This window comes from Litchfieldia alkalitelluris (genome assembly GCF_002019645.1).
In the GTDB taxonomy this organism is placed as follows: Bacteria; Bacillota; Bacilli; order Bacillales; family Bacillaceae_L; genus Litchfieldia; species Litchfieldia alkalitelluris.
Genome location: NZ_KV917374.1, coordinates 4,836,898 through 4,853,152, shown reverse-complemented (window position 1 = coordinate 4,853,152; position 16,255 = coordinate 4,836,898). Strand labels below are relative to the sequence as shown.

Here is a 16,255-nt window from a genome sequence, read left to right as displayed (position 1 = left end):
TAATATGCTTTGGGATTTGTTTAGTACATTTTTTATGATTGGTTTTGTTTCATTCGGTGGTGGCTATGCTATGATTCCACTTATACAACAAGAAGTTGTAGAGAAACACGGTTGGATGACTGTGCAATCCTTTACAGATGTTATTGCAGTAGCGGGAATGTCACCCGGTCCAATTGCTACGAATAGTGCAATTTTCATTGGATATGAACAAATGGGTATGGCCGGTGCATTTATGTCTGCACTTGGAATGATTTTGCCTTCATTAATGATTATAATTACGATAGGTGCTATCTTTTATAGAATTCAGAAAAGTCTCGTAGTTAAATCAGCGTTTTATGGACTTCGCTCCATCATTACAGGCCTTATTGTGTACGCTGCTATTTTATTTGCTAAGAATAATGGGTTAGTTTCTTCATTTTCTTGGCATACTTTGAGCTTGTTAGTAATTTTCGGGTTATCTTTATTAGCTTTAATTCGCTTTCGGATTCACCCGGTTTATGTCATACTATTATCAGGATTAGTGGGGGTAGCCCTCTACGGATAATAGATCGATAGGAAGTGTAACATGATACCGAGTAATATTATAAGTGGACGAAACGCAAAGGAAGTTTATGAGGTGATTCGCCGCCGTGGAACCATATCTAAGACAGACATAAAGAACATCAGCCGATTGACAGGTAGCACTCTTACTAGAATTCTAGATGAATTGACAGAACAGGGGTTAATCGTTGAGGTTGGGCTAGGAGAATCAACTGGGGGAAGGCGCCCCATTTTGTTTCGGACAAATCCTTCCTTTGCTTATGTATTTGGGTTGGATATCTCTCGGACGAATTCAAGACTTGTATTATGTGACTTACATTTAAATAAATTGGACGATTATATTTGGAAGATGGATGTTACGATGACTCCTGAACGTTTACTTCAGGAGGTCGTGGAAGTTATAAAACAGATGTATGACCGGCATCATATAAATGAAGATAACATATTAGGAATGGGGATTGGTGCGGTTGGTCCACTTGATCGTATTAATGGAAGGATTCTAGATCCACAAAACTTTCCTTCTCCTACATGGAAAAACATTGATATTTGTAGAATTTACCAAGAAAGATTAGGCTTTTATACAATACTTGACAATGGTACAAATGCAGCGCTCCTGGGAGAGTTTTGGTCTGATTCAAATGATATCATTGAGCATTTGCTTTACCTCCATGTGGGGGTGGGTATTCGATCAGCGATGATTACAGGTGGACAGCTTGTTTATGGTGCAGTTGATATGGAAGGTTCCGTAGGACAAATGATTATTCAAAGTGATGGCCTCCCTCCTTGGCATTCTGAGGGGAACTATGGTAGTTTGGAGACTTATGTTTCTACTTATGCTTTGGAACAAGCAGTAAAAAATGCTTTGAAAATTGGCAGAACTTCTCTTTTAAATCAGTACACTAAACATATTGATGATATTAAGTATTATATGCTTGAACAAGCATTAAAAGAAAACGACCCCTTAGCTATAGAAGTCTTCAATCAAGCCGCATCATACTTTGGTATAGGACTTGCAAATTTACTTAATATCCTACACCCCCAAAAGGTTATTTTGGGTGGACCACTTATTTCAGGCAACCAACTATTCTACGATCAAGCCATCCGGGTTGCATTGAATAAAACTTTCTATGTCCCAACATATAAGGTGATTTTTGAAAAAAGTAAATTAGGTGAAGATGCAGTAGCTATAGGTGCAGCTTCTATAGTAATCAAACAGCTATCGGATTTATAAATTTCTAATATGGAGGTTATATAAAAATGGAACAAGCGCAAAAATCCTGCTGTGCTGCAAGCCGAAATAAAGCAGAAGAACTAGCTAAACATATAACCCAAAGAATAGAGGGAGCAACTAATGCCGCTAACTCATCTGATTTTGTTCATATAAAAGGCGGTGAGTTCCTAATGGGAACCGAAACGAATGAGGGATTTCCAAGTGATGGAGAAGGCCCTGTCCGTAAGGTAAAACTACATGACTTTTATATATCTCCATACACTGTAACAAATAAAGACTTTAAACTCTTTGTAGACGAGACAGGCTATGTAACGGAAGCAGAACAATTCGGTTGGTCTTATGTTTTTCATTTATTAGCCTCAAGTGAAGTGAAAGCGAAAGCACACGAAATGCCAGGGCTTCCATGGTGGCTAGCTGTACAAGGTGCATATTGGAAAAAGCCAGAAGGACACGATTCTACTATAAATGATCGAATGAATCACCCAGTGACACATGTATCATGGCATGATGCTGAAGCCTATTGTAAGTGGTCTGGAACCAGGTTGCCAACAGAAGCTGAATGGGAGTATGCTGCAAGGGGAGGAATAGTCCAAAAAACGTACCCGTGGGGGGACGTACTTGAGCCAGACGGGAAGCATCGCTGCAATATATGGCAAGGAACGTTTCCTACAATAAATAATGCAGGTGACGGATATATTGGTACTGCACCAGTGGACAGCTATGAGCCTAATGGATATGGTTTATACAATATGTCGGGTAATGTGTGGGAATGGTGTAGTGATTGGTTTACTCCACGGTATCACAGAGAAACTAGTACTGAAAATCCAGCCTTTACGAAACCAACAGGAAACCGCTCCATGCGTGGAGGATCATTCCTCTGTCACCACTCTTACTGCAATAGATACCGAGTTGCTGCAAGAAGTTCAAATACACCTGATAGTTCTACAAGTAACTGTGGGTTTCGTGTAGTGAAGAGTTTTAGATGAGCCATCTAGAAATGATAATTAAACTGTATTTTAATATACAGGCTTTATCGAAAGTTCAGTCGTTTTTGAATTTGGGTCGCCCAAAAATATTGAAATATAAATATATTAAAATACACTATGATCGCTTGTTAGATACAAAAAAGAGTCGTTATTTGTGGGTACGAATAATTTACCAAATAAATTAGGACAGACTCTTTCAAACTATCGTTTTAAGATGGAAAAGCATTTGCTGTTTTCGTCCTACTGAGAGGGGATTTAATACTGTTATTGTTGAAGGTGGAGGGTTACATCTCAAACAATTGAAATTGAGGTTCGTTAGTCGTCGACGAAAAAAGGAACTATTCCATGAACAAATAAATTACTAGACATTGACTTTCATAGAACACTAAGTAATAACTAACAAATCCTACACTAAAATAACCCTACATACATAAAAGTGTAGGGTTATTTATTCATAAGGTGGTGTCTTTCGCGAAATTGCTTTGGTGTAATACCAACCACTTTTTTAAAGACCTTCGTAAAATAGCTTTGGTCATTATAGTTTAATAGTGAACATACTTCGGAGATGGGCGTTTTAGTATAGCCAATTAGTTTTTTTGCTTCCTCGATTTTGGTTTGTTGAATATACTCGCTTATCGATATTCCGACTTCCTTTTTAAATAAGACGGACAAATATTTTTGGCTTAGATCGGCTACTCTCGCAACATCATTATGACTAATTTCTTCATAAATATGCTTAAAAATATAATCCTTACATTTTGTAATGGTGATTGAATACCGTTCATCTTTAACTTGTTTTACTTTTTCAGCATAGGTGTACAGCACGTCTCTCGCTAAACTTCTAACATCATCTAATCGTTGTAATTCCTCTAGATGCTGAATAAAGCTATCATGCAAGGAAAAGGCAATTTCCTCATGTAGTCCGCCATCCATAGATGCTCTGGACACTAATGTGATGAGAGTAATAATGTGGTTTTTAAGGGAACGTAGATAACTAGACTTCGATAAAAGACTCGTACTCTCTTCTTCTCTTGTGATGGCAAGTGTACTTAAGTCTTCCACTCTTCCTTCTCTAATGATATATAAAATTCTCTTCTCAAAAAGCCGATCATGATGAAAAGCATGTTCCTGTAGATTTTGAGAAACGGATAAGTTCACCTTTTCGACTTTTTCGCTCGTCGTGGTTTGCATGGAATTCTCACTTAGTATCTCGCTGGGAGAAAGTAGAATGTTATTAAACAAGTGAAATATCATAACACTCATATGCACGAGTCTATCTGGTGCGATGATCGGTAAAGACTGATAATATTGGATCACATTTTCACGATAAAAAAAGGCTCGTGCGTCATTGATGATGCCATTAATAATATCTTCTGATAATGGATAGGAAAGAGAAGGCCCGATTACGACGGTACCTTCAAAGACTTCTCCGTTCCTCACACTTATTAAAATGTATCTTTCAGAGAATGCTGATTTTTTAATGACTGGGAAATGAAATTCTATATCAGGTTTAAAATGTAGAGGATTAAACAATTTTTCTTTTCGATTTTCATATAAAGGGTTTAACATCTGATCTTTAATGTTCTCATAGATCACCCCTCCAGTGGGAGTGATGAAAAGAACAGGTAAATGAAAAGATTCTGCAATGAGGTTACACTTACTTGCAATTTTGTCGATATAGTTGCTCATACGTACTCCTCTCCATCGTTACAAAATGATCTTCCTATCTAAATAATACAAAAAATAGTACCGAAATACCATAGTTTTCTGAATATGAATGCTACGATATATTTGCTATCAATGAAAAAATTTGTTGTGTAACCGCTTTATATTAATGAAGGTTATGATTGCAGAAAGGGGAAGTTAAAATGAAAAAATTTCCAAATGGATTTATGATTGGTGCTGCAACAGCAGCACACCAAGTAGAAGGAAATAATGTGAATAGTGATTTTTGGGCAATGGAGCAAGTGCCAAATTCGACGTACAAAGAACCATCGTTAGATGCTGTGGATCACTATCATCGATACAAAGAAGATATTCAATTGTTAGTAGATGCAGGCTGTGACACCTATCGATTTTCAATCGAATGGGCAAGAATTGAGCCAACAAAAGGCCATTTTAATGAAGCTGAAATCCAACATTACAGAGAGGTGTTAGAGTTCTGTCATCTAAAAAATGTAACACCAATCGTGACTTTGCATCATTTTTCATCACCAAAATGGTTGATTTCCGAAGGTGGATGGGAAAGTGAAACGACAATTGAATACTTTGGAAAGTACGCTCACTATGTAGTTTCTGAACTAGGTCATCTTATTCCCTACATCTGTACGATAAATGAAGCAAATATGGGCAAACAAATTACAAAAATTATGATAAAAATGTCTGCTTCGAATACGAAAAGTTCTGATGGAGATGTGCAAGTAGGACTTAATATGGATACTATGAAAGCGAGGATGGAGCTCTATTATCGTTCGTTAGGAGAGACTTTTGGAATTGACCCAAGAAATGTACACACATTTCTTGCCCCTAAAACGGAAAATGGTGAACGCATTATTATGGAATGTCATCAAAAGGCTCGAAGCGTCATCAAAGCTCTAAACCCAACGATCAAGGTTGGAATCACATTCTCCCTTTACGACCATCAAGCATTGCCTGGGGGAGAAAAATTCGTAGAAAAAGAACAGCATGAAGACTTGCTTTCCTATCTACCATATCTACAAGAAGATGATTTCTTAGGGGTTCAAAATTATTCTCGGAAAATTCATGGACCAGATGGCGAAGTTCTAAAAGATGAAAATGCGAGACTCACGAAAATGGGGTATGAATACTATCCAGAAGCTTTAGGAAATGTTCTTCGATTTGTTTCGAAGCACTGGGACAAACCGATCATTGTGACAGAAAATGGCATATCAACGGACAGTGACGAAGATCGTGTTGAATTTATCGAACGAGCACTAACAGGTGTGCTTCAATGTCTAGACGAAGGAATTCACATCATTGGATATACACACTGGTCTTTACTCGATAATTTTGAATGGCAATTAGGGTATGCACAAACCTTCGGCTTGATTGCCGTTGATCGCTCAACTCAAACGAGATATCCAAAGGAAAGTTTGTCGTTTTTAGGAAATATTAAAAAATCTGGATTACATTCTTTTAGGGAAATTATGTAAAGATACCTACTCCCATTATAAAGATATATTGAAGGGTATGGGTGATATAGACGTGAAGAAATTTGAGAATGCCATTGAATTTCTCGGGGAAGAAAAGTATGGAGAAGAGCAGATTTTTGTGTACTTAGCGCTTGATTTGCTACACCCACCATACGGAGTTTGACCAAGAAGATATGTTACATGGTGCCGATATTCCTGCCAAGTTAGACTTACTGCCGAAGAACGGGAGAAGATTCCCGGTAACTTTTGCTGTCAAATCAAACAATAAACGTTTTGAATTGAAGAAGGAAGATTGGTTCCAACAGCAGAGATTAAAGCTACTGCCAAAGTGAAATGGTGGAGCAACCCTTATAGCCTTTGGTAGAGGTAGACCGCAAACTACGGAGAACTAGACAGGAGAATTCACATCCTACAAAGGTAGACTACTTGTTATCGTCCGCGCGGGTTATGAGGCAGGTACTTCTTGTTATAACAGTCAGCATGGAAGGACTTCAAAGCCTTTCTTTTGAAATACCTGTGAAGCAATAAAATGAACTAGAAGTAGAGGTACTAGCATAATATAAATAAAACCTTGAATAATAGTTACCTTTTAGAAGCAGCCAAAATGTCGGGAGATTATTGACCATGGCCAAAATTGATGAGCGAAATTTTCATTAAAAGTTATTAACAAAAAAATAATCCTACTGTTGAAGACAGTAGGATTATTTCCGAATTTTATAGCGTTGAAAATTTATTAAGAGAGGTAACAGTTACTTTTGATGAAAATACCTTCCGATCGACCGTTCTTTCTTCTCCAATAATGTCAAACGAATCTTGGAGTCGTATATCTTCTGATGAAGCTCCTACATAAAGTTCCACCTCCCCCGGTTCTACAACCTGTTTCATGTCAATATTATGGAAAGCAAGGTGTGCCATGTCAACAATGAACGTCACTTCCTTTTCCTCATTCACATCCAAGTTTACTCGTTTAAATCCAACTAATTGTTTAGTAGGTCGTGCGATACTACTAAAGCAGTCTCTTATATAGAGTTGAGCAATCTCATCACCTGGACATGAACCAATATTTTTGATTGTGAAGGTCACTATTAATTCTCCGGTTGTTGACACCTCTTTGTTTAGCTTTAGATTGCTATACTCGAAGGTTGTATAACTTAGGCCATATCCAAAAGGATATAATGGTGTGTTCTTGTCATTATCAATATATTCTGCCCATTCATTTAGATCCACGTAAAATGGTAACCGACTATTATATATAGGAATCTGCCCTGTATCTTTAACAACTGTAACTGGTAATTTTCCACTCGGGTTTCTTTTTCCGGTTAAAATGTTGACAATGGCATGCGCACCAGTTTGTGCTGGCAACCATGCATATAGCACCGTTTTACTATGTTCACTGATGAAAGGTGTTGCTAAAGGTCTGCCGTCCACGATAACAGAAATCACTGGTTTGTTGAGTTTGAACACTTCTTCCATCATTTCCATTTGTGGTTTCTCAAGATAAATGTTGATATTATCTTTATTTTCTCCAGAGGTAGCGTCTGATGCTCTCATACTTTCTCTTCCGCCTAGAACAGCAATAACAATGTCCGCTTGTTCAACGGCATGTTTTACTTCTTTAATGCCTCCTTCGATTGGTTGAGTTATATGACAACCTTTCGCATGAAACACATTTTCTTCTCCGAATTCTCGTTCCAATAGTTCCTTAACAGTACTACAATTCGGATAAAATCGTTCAAGGAATTCCTCCATAGATTGATAGTCTTTATTCGATTTTGATCTATTTTTCTTAAGCATTTCTATAATTTGTGCTTTTTGTTCAGACGAAGGCTTTATATCAAATTCGATACCCCTAGATTTCAGCATCTCCTTATGCTCGCTAATTACGACATCATAGGCTATTTTTATAAAATTCTCATCCTCGGATCGATCGAAATCACTAGTGGTTGTTTCCGCTGTAGCTACAGATGAATATCCTCCAAAGAAGTTTATTTTGTTATCAGAAGAAGGACCAATCACTGCTATTTTTAGTTTCTGTATTAAAGGAAGAATGTTTTCTTCATTCTTAACCAGGACAATTGATTTCTCAGCAATCTCTTGAGAAAGCTCTTGATATCCAGGATAACTAATTTCTTTATAAAAATCCCCTTCACTATAAGGGCTTTCAAATAAACCTAATCTAAACTTTGTCTCAAGCACTCTTCTTACGGATCGATCGATGTAGTCTATTTCCAGTTCTCCTGACTCGACGGCTTCTTCTAAAAAACGATAACAGGTGTTACTCGGTTGTTCCACATCCATTCCAGCCTTGAGTGCCATGATTGCCGTTTCTTTCTGGGTCTTTGCGACACGGTACCGGGCATTTGCGTGACTTACACTGCCATAATCAGCTACCACAAGTCCTCTAAAGCCAAGTTTTTCACGTAAGAGATCGGTAAGTAGCCACTTTGATGTAGAGACAGCTTGTTCATTCAAAATACCATAGCTGTTCATTACTCCATTCACTTGCCCCTCATGTATTGCCGCTTCAAAAGGGAAGCAATATGTATCAAGTAATTTTCGTTCAGCTATTTGCTGTTCTCCTCCGTTACGGCCCCCTTCGGTATTGCCATACCCGACAAAATGTTTCGCAGTCGCCATCACTTGATGATCTCCCTGAACACCCTTCACAAAGGATGTTCCCATTTGAGCAACAAGATAAGGGTCTTCTCCGTACGTTTCTCCGATTCTTCCCCATCTTGGGTCGCGTCCTAAATCAAAAAGAGGGGAGTGTACCGCTCTAATTCCAAATGCCATCAATTGCTTTCTTACAACTGCTCCCATTTTCATTGCCAACTCAGGTTCCCATGTGGAAGCGACATTTAGAGATTGTGGGAATGTGGTTGCACCTGGTATTTGAGCACCGGCAATACCTTCGTTATGAATAAGAACCGGTATCCCTAATCGAGTCTCTTCAACAAAAAATCGTTGGAGTTCCTTTAAGGTTTCCATATCTTTTTTCGTGTTTCCTGTTTGAGAGCTATTCAAAAAGCTTAATGTGCCGGCACCATGTGAAAAATGTTCCTTTGCATTCTGGACAGGAACCACTTGCCCGTAATTCACCATTCCAAATAACTGACCAACTTTTTCTTTCAGCGTCATCCGTTGAAGGAGATCTTCAACCCTTTCGGACACAGTTTTACTAGCATCTTTGTAAATCATGGTATATCCCCCTTATTAGTGAAAATTTATTACTCTAAAAAAATAATAATCAAGAATTAAAATAGAAGTTTATACGATTGTTGTTTTTTCGTCACGATTGTTACTTATGTTCCACGGATATGTTAAAATTTTTATAATATGAACATTATGGGCAGGGATCTGTATGAATAAGGAATACCGTTCAATGAACAAGGAGCTTTCGATACAATCAGAATATGAAACTAATTATTCTGAAAAAAGCACAAGACTCAGACAGTTATTAGAAAATGCCATTGTTACCGGCGATTTAGAAATGTTCCATCAGGTTAGGAACGAGGCTGAGCTAGTAAAAGATCTAAAAGTCATTTTTGAGGAAGAAGTTGATATTCAAAAGTTGTATATAGCTTCAATCCTAACTTCTTTTATTGAAACAGCAATTAAACAGGGGATGCCAAAGGATGTAGCGGAGATTACCAAAAGAAAATACTACACAAGGATTGCTCAATGTACCAGCTCAGGCGAATTAGAGCGTTACTACTTTCAATTCGTTAAGGAATTGGTCATGGCAATGAAACATTATTCCATGAGACAGTATTCTTCCATGGTTAAAAAGGCAATAGAATATATCCATAACAACAAATTTCAATTTCTTTATTCAAAAGATGTTTCAAATGCCATAAACGTGAATCGTAGTTACCTTTCTAAAAAGTTTAAAATGGAAACAGGAAAGACCATAACGGATTATATTCATAAAGTAAAATTAGAATATGGTATTCAAATGATGGAAAGTAATTTTTATAAATTTAATGAGATTGCTGAATTATTGGGCTATAGGAACTATGCTTATTTTAGTAAAGTCTTTAAAAAATTTTATAAAGTAACTCCTAATAATTTTTTGAAAAACCTGTGAAAAAGCTAGTTAAATCAATAATTAAGTAGAGCCAATTAAGATATTAATAGATGATTAAAAAAAACTGTCTGTGTATTTGACGGTTTTTTTTCATGATTAAAGAATTTTGAGAATGTGTTTTACAAGATAGATAAATAAACAAAAGTTAAGAAAGCGCTATCACACCTTAAGATTGCATTATATCGAAGTTAGAAGCCAAGGTAATATAATAAGAATATAATAATTTATAACATATTAAAGGAGGCTTATGATGGAAACTAGTTTAGGAAAAAACAAACAGGAAACTGGTATTTTTCAAAAGAAAATGAAAGTGAAACGAAGAAAAGATAGTTGGCATTTATATTTAATGCTTCTTCCTGCTGTCATAATAATTGGTACTTTTAGCTATGGACCAATGTTCGGGCTTGTCATGGCATTTCAAGATTACAAGCCATATTTAGGAATTAGAGGGTCCGAATGGATTGGGCTTGAAAACTTTAAGTATCTTTTTGAGTATCCCCAAAGCCGAGAAGTCATATGGAATACATTGCGATTTGCCTTCATGAAGCTCTTCTTTAGTACACTGGTAACGATTAGCTTTGCTCTTCTCATCAATGAACTAAGAGTGAAATGGATTCGCTACCCAGTTCAAACCATGGTTTTTCTTCCGCACTTTTTGTCGTGGGTTGTACTTGGAGGGATATTTAAAGAAATGCTTACCCCAGGAACGGGTATTGTCAATCAATTTATCGAGCGTCTTGGCTTTGAATCTATCTTCTTTTTGGGAGAAAATAGTTGGTTCGTCGCAACTGTTGTAGCGACCGATGTTTGGAAGGGGTTTGGTTACGGCTCCATTCTTTATCTGGCATCGATGGCTGGAATTAATCCAGCGCTTTATGAAGCTGCTGAAATGGATGGTGCTGGAAGATGGAAGAAAATGTGGTATGTTACTATACCTGAATTGATTCCTGTCATCATGCTTGTGACCACGATTAACCTTGCTTTTATGATGAGTGGAGACTTTGATCAAATTTTCAACCTTTACAGTCCATTAGTGTATGAAAAAGGTGATATAATTGATACATTTGTGTATCGCGTTGGTTTAATTGATTTAAATTATGGATTTGCTGCCGCAGTTGGGTTCTTTAAATCCATTGTAGGTACAATTATGATTATCACAGCTTTTACAGTCTTTACTAAACTATCAGGACGTAAAGCAAGATAAGGAGGATTTCTATGAAAACAAAGTTAAGGTCATATGGACTATTTGACTACTTCAACATTGTACTTATGCTGTTTTTAGGAGCTATTTGTGTTCTTCCATTATTGCATGTTGTTGCACTCTCCTTCAGTTCTAGTCCAGCTGTTCTGTCAAATCAAGTATATTTTTGGCCGGTCGAATTTACAACTGCTGCATATCAAAGAGCATTTGAGGATCCTCAGTTATTAAAGTCGTTTTGGGTTAGTATAAAGAGAGTATGTCTAGGAGTAAGCATTGGTCTATTTGTGACCTGTATGGCAGGTTATGTATTGTCAAAAGGAGGAGGTCGAGATGGAATTGCGGGGCATAAGTTTTTTATCATCTTTTTCATATTCGCCCTTCTTTTTAATGGTGGTTTAATCCCAACCTACCTATTAATTACTAATATGGGTTTATACAATTCCATTTGGGCAATTGTTTTGCCAGGCTTAACAAATGTTTTTTATATTATACTGATCATGAATTTCTTTAGCACGTTACCTAAATCATTAGAAGAATCTGCTTTTCTGGATGGAGCGAATCACTTTCAAGTATTTTATAAAATCTATTTACCTTTATCTGTGCCAGTTGTTGCGACAGTTGGGTTATTCATGGTCGTTTTTGAATGGAATGAATTTTTCGCAGGGCAAATTTATATGAAAGCTGACAATGTGCCATTGAGTACATTTATTAAGTCAGCAATTACATTACCAGATTTTTCAACTTCCGATCCAGAAGAATTGCAAAAGTTAAATTTCCGTTCTATTAGTTCAGCACAAGTCGTATTTGCAGCACTACCGATCTTAGCTTTATTTCCGGTGTTGCAGAAGTTTTTTACACGAGGAATTGTCATCGGTGGTGTAAAAGAATAATTAAGATATAGATATGTTAGGTTAAAAAAATCGTTATATAAAATACATGTAAGCGTTTTTTATAATGAAGATGAAAAAAATTAGGGGGTTAATATGCTATGAAGATGAAAGGGAAATTTTTAATCCTGATTTTTACCCTTGTTCTACTTATCGGAATTTTAGGAGCATGCAGTAAAAAGGATGCTACAACAAGTGAAGATCCTGGAACGAGTGACAGTAGTGAGGATAAAGGAGTTACATTGAATATTGTCGATGGTAAAATTGAGCCAGCTATTACTCTTACAACCATTAGTGCAGAGATATCAGGTACTGGATATCGAGAAGGGGAGTCTCTCACAAATAATGCCCACACACGTTGGGTTGAAGAAAAACTTGGTATTAATATTGAGTCACAATGGCAAGCATCGCTAGCTGATGGAAGCTTTTCTGAGAAATTGAAGCTTGCAGTTGCAGGTAAGCAAGAATTACCGGATTTCTTTTGGGTTAATGACCACCAATTGAGTACAATGTTGATTGAATCCGGTTTAGTAATGAGTGTAGACGAAGCGTTTGATAAATATGCTTCAGATACGTATAAAGCAGCACTAGCAGAATCTCCTGAGGCTTGGTATCAGTTCATGGCCGATGGTAAAAAGTTTGCAATTCCGAATCTATCTGAAAATAAAGGTGGCCAACCAGTTTTATGGATTCGACAAGATTGGTTAGACAAACTGGGACTACAGGCTCCTACAAATATGAAAGAACTAGAAATTGTGATGGAAGCATTTGCTAGTCAGGATCTAGATGGTAATGGTAAGAAAGATACGACTCCACTTGCACTTGCTGGTGATCCATGGTATGGTATGGGGCAAGTTCCGCCTGAAACTTCTTGGTTCTTTGGTAGGTTCGGAGCAATACCGCAAATATGGTATCCAGGGGAAGATGGTAAACTTGTTTACGGTTCTGTTCAACCAGAAATTAAAGATGCCTTAGTTACACTGAGAGATTGGAAAGCAAAAGGATATATCAATGAGATCGCACTTAGCAACTTTAACACGGTTGTAAAAGAAGTTACTACTGGAAACGTTGGTATGCTTGCAGGTCCACAATGGACAATCAAGTATCCAATTGGCATGCTATTACAGACGAACCCAGATGCAAGGTATATGCCGTATCCGTTACCAACAGGCGAAACCGGGAACGATATTCACGTACTTGGTAAAGATACTCTAGGTGGGGTTTTCTTCAATAAAGATATTTCCGAAGAAAAATTACAAGCATTTTTCCATTATCAAAATACGCTGTATTCAATATACGAGAGCGAAGATCCATACATGTTTAAAGACTTTCAGGATGGCTACGATTATGCATTTAAAGATGGAAAGCCAACTTCTATTGAAAATCCAATACAATCGCAGAAGTATATGCTAACAGGAAGCCCACCTGTATATAACTCCAAGCTGTTAGATGCTATGATAAAAGCTGCTAAGGGAGAAGAACTCTCCAATGTGGATTTGGCAGCTTTAGCCTCAAATGCGTTTATAAATGTAGATTTAGACGGAAAGAATCCACTGAAGATGATAGAAAATCAAGCAACTATAATAGCTACAGAACAAGATTCTGTTGGTATTCCTAATTATTTCACTGGTCCTCCAACAAAAACAATGGAACGAAGATGGGAAATGCTAAACAGATCTGAAATTGAAACGTACACAGACATTATTTATGGTAAAAAACCAATCGAGGCATTTGACGAATTTGTAGAGAATTGGTATTCAAGTGGTGGAGAAGATGCCACCAAAGAAGTGAATGAATGGTATGATTCTGTAAAATAAATATTGATGCGGAAAACTCGGATCTAGTAAACCTGGATCCGAGTTTTTATTAGGTATTTGCAGCACTATCAATGCTGCGTTATTAGAAGATTTATAAGAGGAATTGTCATCGGTGATGTAAAAGAGAATAATTAAGATATGGCTAATATATTAAGTTAAGAAATCGCTATATTAAGTTAAGAAACCGTTATATAAAAAGTATGTAAGCGCTTTTATAATAATTATGTAAGAATAAATTAATAGGGGGATGAATAAGCTTTGAAGATGAAATGGAGATTTTTAATTCTAGTTTTTACCCTTGTTTTACTTATCGGAATTTTAGGAGCATGCAGTAAAAAGGATGTTACAACAAGTGAAGATCCTGGAACGAGTGACAGTAGTGAGGATAAAGGAGTTACATTGAATATTGTCAATGGTAAAATTGAGCCAGCTATTACTCTTACAACCATTAGTGCTGAGATATCAGGTACTGGATATCGAGAAGGGGAGTCTCTTACAAATAATGCCCACACACGTTGGGTTGAAGAAAAACTTGGTATTAATATTGAGTCACAATGGCAAGCATCGCTAGCTGATGGAAGCTTTTCTGAGAAATTGAAGCTTGCAGTTGCAGGTAAGCAAGAATTACCGGATTTCTTTTGGGTTAATGACCACCAATTGAGTACAATGTTGATTGAATCCGGTTTAGTAATGAGTGTAGACGAAGCGTTTGATAAATATGCTTCAGATACGTATAAAGCAGCACTAGCAGAATCTCCTGAGGCTTGGTATCAGTTCATGGCCGATGGTAAAAAGTTTGCAATTCCGAATCTATCTGAAAATAAAGGTGGCCAACCAGTTTTATGGATTCGACAAGATTGGTTAGACAAACTGGGACTACAGGCTCCTACAAATATGAAAGAACTAGAAATTGTGATGGAAGCATTTGCTAGTCAGGATCCAGATGGTAATGGTAAGAAAGATACGACTCCACTTGCACTTGCTGGTGACCCATGGTATGGTATGGGGCAGGTTCCGCCGGAAACTTCCTGGTTCTTTGGTAGGTTCGGAGCAATACCGCAAATATGGTATCCAGGGGAAGATGGTAAGCTTGTTTACGGTTCTGTTCAACCAGAAGTTAAAGATGCCTTAGTTACACTGAGAGATTGGAAAGCAAAAGGATATATCAATGAGATCGCACTTAGCAACTTTAACACGGTTGTAAAAGAAGTTACTACTGGAAACGTTGGGATGCTTGCAGGTCCACAATGGACAATCAATTATCCAATTGGCATGCTATTACAGACGAAGCCAGATGCAAGGTATATGCCGTATCCGTTGCCAGCAGGAGAAACCGGGAACGATATTCACGTACTTGGTAAAGATACTCTAGGTGGGGTTTTCTTCAATAAAGATATTTCCGAAGAAAAATTACAAGCATTTTTCCATTATCGAAATACGCTATATTCTATATACGAGAGCGAAGATCCTTACATGTTTAAAGACTTTCAGGATGGCTACGATTATGCATTTAAAGATGGAAAGCCAACTTCTATTGAAAATCCAATACAATCGCAGAAGTATATGCTAACAGGAAGCCCACCTGTTTATAAATCCAAGCTGTTAGATGCTATGATAAAAGCTGCTAAGGGAGAAGAACTCTCCAATGAGGATTTGGCAGCTTTAGGTTCAAATGCGTTTATAAATGTAGATTTAGACGGAAAGAATCCACTGAAGATGATAGAAAATCAAGCAACTATAATAGCTACAGAACAAGATTCTGTTGGTATTCCTAATTATTTCACTGGTCCTCCAACAAAAACAATGGAACGAAGATGGGAAATGCTAAACAGATCTGAAATTGAAACGTACACAGACATTATTTATGGTAAAAAACCAATCGAGGCATTTGACGAATTTGTAGAGAATTGGTATTCAAGTGGTGGAGAAGATGTCACCAAAGAAGTGAATGAATGGTATGATTCTGTAAAATAAATATCGATGAGGAAAAATCGGCTTCATGTAACCTAAGGCCGATTTTTTCCATTAGGTTAAGCAATTAACGTAAAGAGCAAATCGTAAGATATAGCAGCTATAAACCAACAACTTTTCATCCTATTTTTAATGGTTGTGAATGGTTATTTCTTTAAAGGCTTGTATCAATTTTTAAAGGAAAGACGAAGCTGTTACTGGAGATGCAGGCTGGAACACTTTTGAATTTTTTGATATTTTGATTATGAAAATTGTTAATTTATTACAGTATTATTATGAACTGTCATGAGAATTCATGGAGAATATGACAATTTTATGAATCATGATAGCCCGACAAAGGATTTGTCGGGCTATTTTCAAGG

At 37.0% G+C, this 16,255-nt stretch carries 11 protein-coding genes; 9 read left to right on the top strand and 2 right to left on the bottom strand.

The window, feature by feature from the left end; genetic code table 11:
• Window positions 1-4 precede the first annotated feature (4 nt).
• Genes BK579_RS22865 through BK579_RS22855 form a run of 3 tightly spaced genes read left to right on the top strand, consistent with a single transcriptional unit; the run spans window position 5 to window position 2,757 of the window.
• Window positions 5-544, top strand: coding sequence for a chromate transporter (locus BK579_RS22865; protein WP_078549541.1), 540 nt, complete (start codon window positions 5-7; stop codon window positions 542-544).
• Between the two features lie 21 nt (window positions 545-565).
• Window positions 566-1,771: an ROK family protein gene (locus BK579_RS22860; RefSeq protein ID WP_078549539.1), complete on the top strand. Its 1,206-nt coding sequence runs from the start codon at window positions 566-568 to the stop codon at window positions 1,769-1,771.
• A 26-nt stretch (window positions 1,772-1,797) separates the two neighbouring features.
• Window positions 1,798-2,757, top strand: a complete 960-nt coding sequence (locus tag BK579_RS22855; RefSeq protein ID WP_078549537.1) for a formylglycine-generating enzyme family protein — start codon at window positions 1,798-1,800, stop codon at window positions 2,755-2,757.
• A 444-nt stretch (window positions 2,758-3,201) separates the two neighbouring features.
• Here the strand turns inward: BK579_RS22855 and BK579_RS22850 are convergent, their stop codons facing one another.
• Window positions 3,202-4,446 (bottom strand): helix-turn-helix domain-containing protein, encoded by a 1,245-nt coding sequence (locus tag BK579_RS22850; protein WP_078549535.1) that lies wholly within the window; start codon window positions 4,444-4,446, stop codon window positions 3,202-3,204.
• A gap of 179 nt (window positions 4,447-4,625) precedes the next feature.
• Here BK579_RS22850 and BK579_RS22845 point away from each other — a divergent pair, with 179 nt between their 5' ends.
• Window positions 4,626-5,930, top strand: coding sequence for a glycoside hydrolase family 1 protein (locus BK579_RS22845; RefSeq protein WP_078549533.1), 1,305 nt, complete (start codon window positions 4,626-4,628; stop codon window positions 5,928-5,930).
• A 714-nt stretch (window positions 5,931-6,644) separates the two neighbouring features.
• Here the strand turns inward: BK579_RS22845 and BK579_RS22840 are convergent.
• Window positions 6,645-9,128 carry a glycoside hydrolase family 3 N-terminal domain-containing protein gene (locus tag BK579_RS22840; RefSeq protein WP_078549531.1) on the bottom strand — a complete coding sequence of 828 codons (2,484 nt, stop codon included), beginning with the start codon at window positions 9,126-9,128 and terminating at the stop codon, window positions 6,645-6,647.
• Window positions 9,129-9,291: 163 nt separating this feature from the next.
• Between BK579_RS22840 and BK579_RS22835 the strand changes: the two genes are divergently transcribed.
• The 5 genes from BK579_RS22835 (at window position 9,292) to BK579_RS22815 (ending at window position 15,896) form a co-directional block, all read left to right on the top strand.
• Window positions 9,292-10,017, top strand: coding sequence for a helix-turn-helix domain-containing protein (locus tag BK579_RS22835; RefSeq protein ID WP_078549529.1), 726 nt, complete (start codon window positions 9,292-9,294; stop codon window positions 10,015-10,017).
• Between the two features lie 250 nt (window positions 10,018-10,267).
• Entirely contained in the window at window positions 10,268-11,221 is a 954-nt protein-coding gene (locus tag BK579_RS22830) for an ABC transporter permease (protein WP_078549528.1), read from the top strand.
• An 11-nt stretch (window positions 11,222-11,232) separates the two neighbouring features.
• Window positions 11,233-12,108: a carbohydrate ABC transporter permease gene (locus BK579_RS22825; RefSeq protein ID WP_078549526.1), complete on the top strand. Its 876-nt coding sequence runs from the start codon at window positions 11,233-11,235 to the stop codon at window positions 12,106-12,108.
• A gap of 98 nt (window positions 12,109-12,206) precedes the next feature.
• The gene (locus BK579_RS22820; protein ID WP_078549524.1) at window positions 12,207-13,922 is read left to right on the top strand and encodes an extracellular solute-binding protein; all 1,716 of its coding nucleotides are present in this window, start codon (window positions 12,207-12,209) and stop codon (window positions 13,920-13,922) included.
• Window positions 13,923-14,186: 264 nt separating this feature from the next.
• Complete coding sequence (locus tag BK579_RS22815; RefSeq protein ID WP_235848603.1) at window positions 14,187-15,896, top strand: extracellular solute-binding protein; 1,710 nt, start codon at window positions 14,187-14,189, stop codon at window positions 15,894-15,896.
• Window positions 15,897-16,255 lie beyond the last annotated feature (359 nt).

What these genes read in the sequence shown, in the direction of transcription:
- BK579_RS22830 (WP_078549528.1), top strand. Translation starts at nt 10,268, where the DNA reads ATGGAAACTAGTTTAGGAAAAAACAAACAGGAAACTGGTATTTTTCAA.
- BK579_RS22840 (WP_078549531.1), bottom strand. Translation starts at nt 9,128, where the DNA reads ATGATTTACAAAGATGCTAGTAAAACTGTGTCCGAAAGGGTTGAAGAT.
- BK579_RS22850 (WP_078549535.1), bottom strand. Translation starts at nt 4,446, where the DNA reads ATGAGCAACTATATCGACAAAATTGCAAGTAAGTGTAACCTCATTGCA.
- BK579_RS22820 (WP_078549524.1), top strand. Translation starts at nt 12,207, where the DNA reads ATGAAGATGAAAGGGAAATTTTTAATCCTGATTTTTACCCTTGTTCTA.
- BK579_RS22860 (WP_078549539.1), top strand. Translation starts at nt 566, where the DNA reads ATGATACCGAGTAATATTATAAGTGGACGAAACGCAAAGGAAGTTTAT.
- BK579_RS22815 (WP_235848603.1), top strand. Translation starts at nt 14,187, where the DNA reads ATGAAATGGAGATTTTTAATTCTAGTTTTTACCCTTGTTTTACTTATC.
- BK579_RS22865 (WP_078549541.1), top strand. Translation starts at nt 5, where the DNA reads ATGCTTTGGGATTTGTTTAGTACATTTTTTATGATTGGTTTTGTTTCA.
- BK579_RS22845 (WP_078549533.1), top strand. Translation starts at nt 4,626, where the DNA reads ATGAAAAAATTTCCAAATGGATTTATGATTGGTGCTGCAACAGCAGCA.
- BK579_RS22825 (WP_078549526.1), top strand. Translation starts at nt 11,233, where the DNA reads ATGAAAACAAAGTTAAGGTCATATGGACTATTTGACTACTTCAACATT.
- BK579_RS22855 (WP_078549537.1), top strand. Translation starts at nt 1,798, where the DNA reads ATGGAACAAGCGCAAAAATCCTGCTGTGCTGCAAGCCGAAATAAAGCA.
- BK579_RS22835 (WP_078549529.1), top strand. Translation starts at nt 9,292, where the DNA reads ATGAATAAGGAATACCGTTCAATGAACAAGGAGCTTTCGATACAATCA.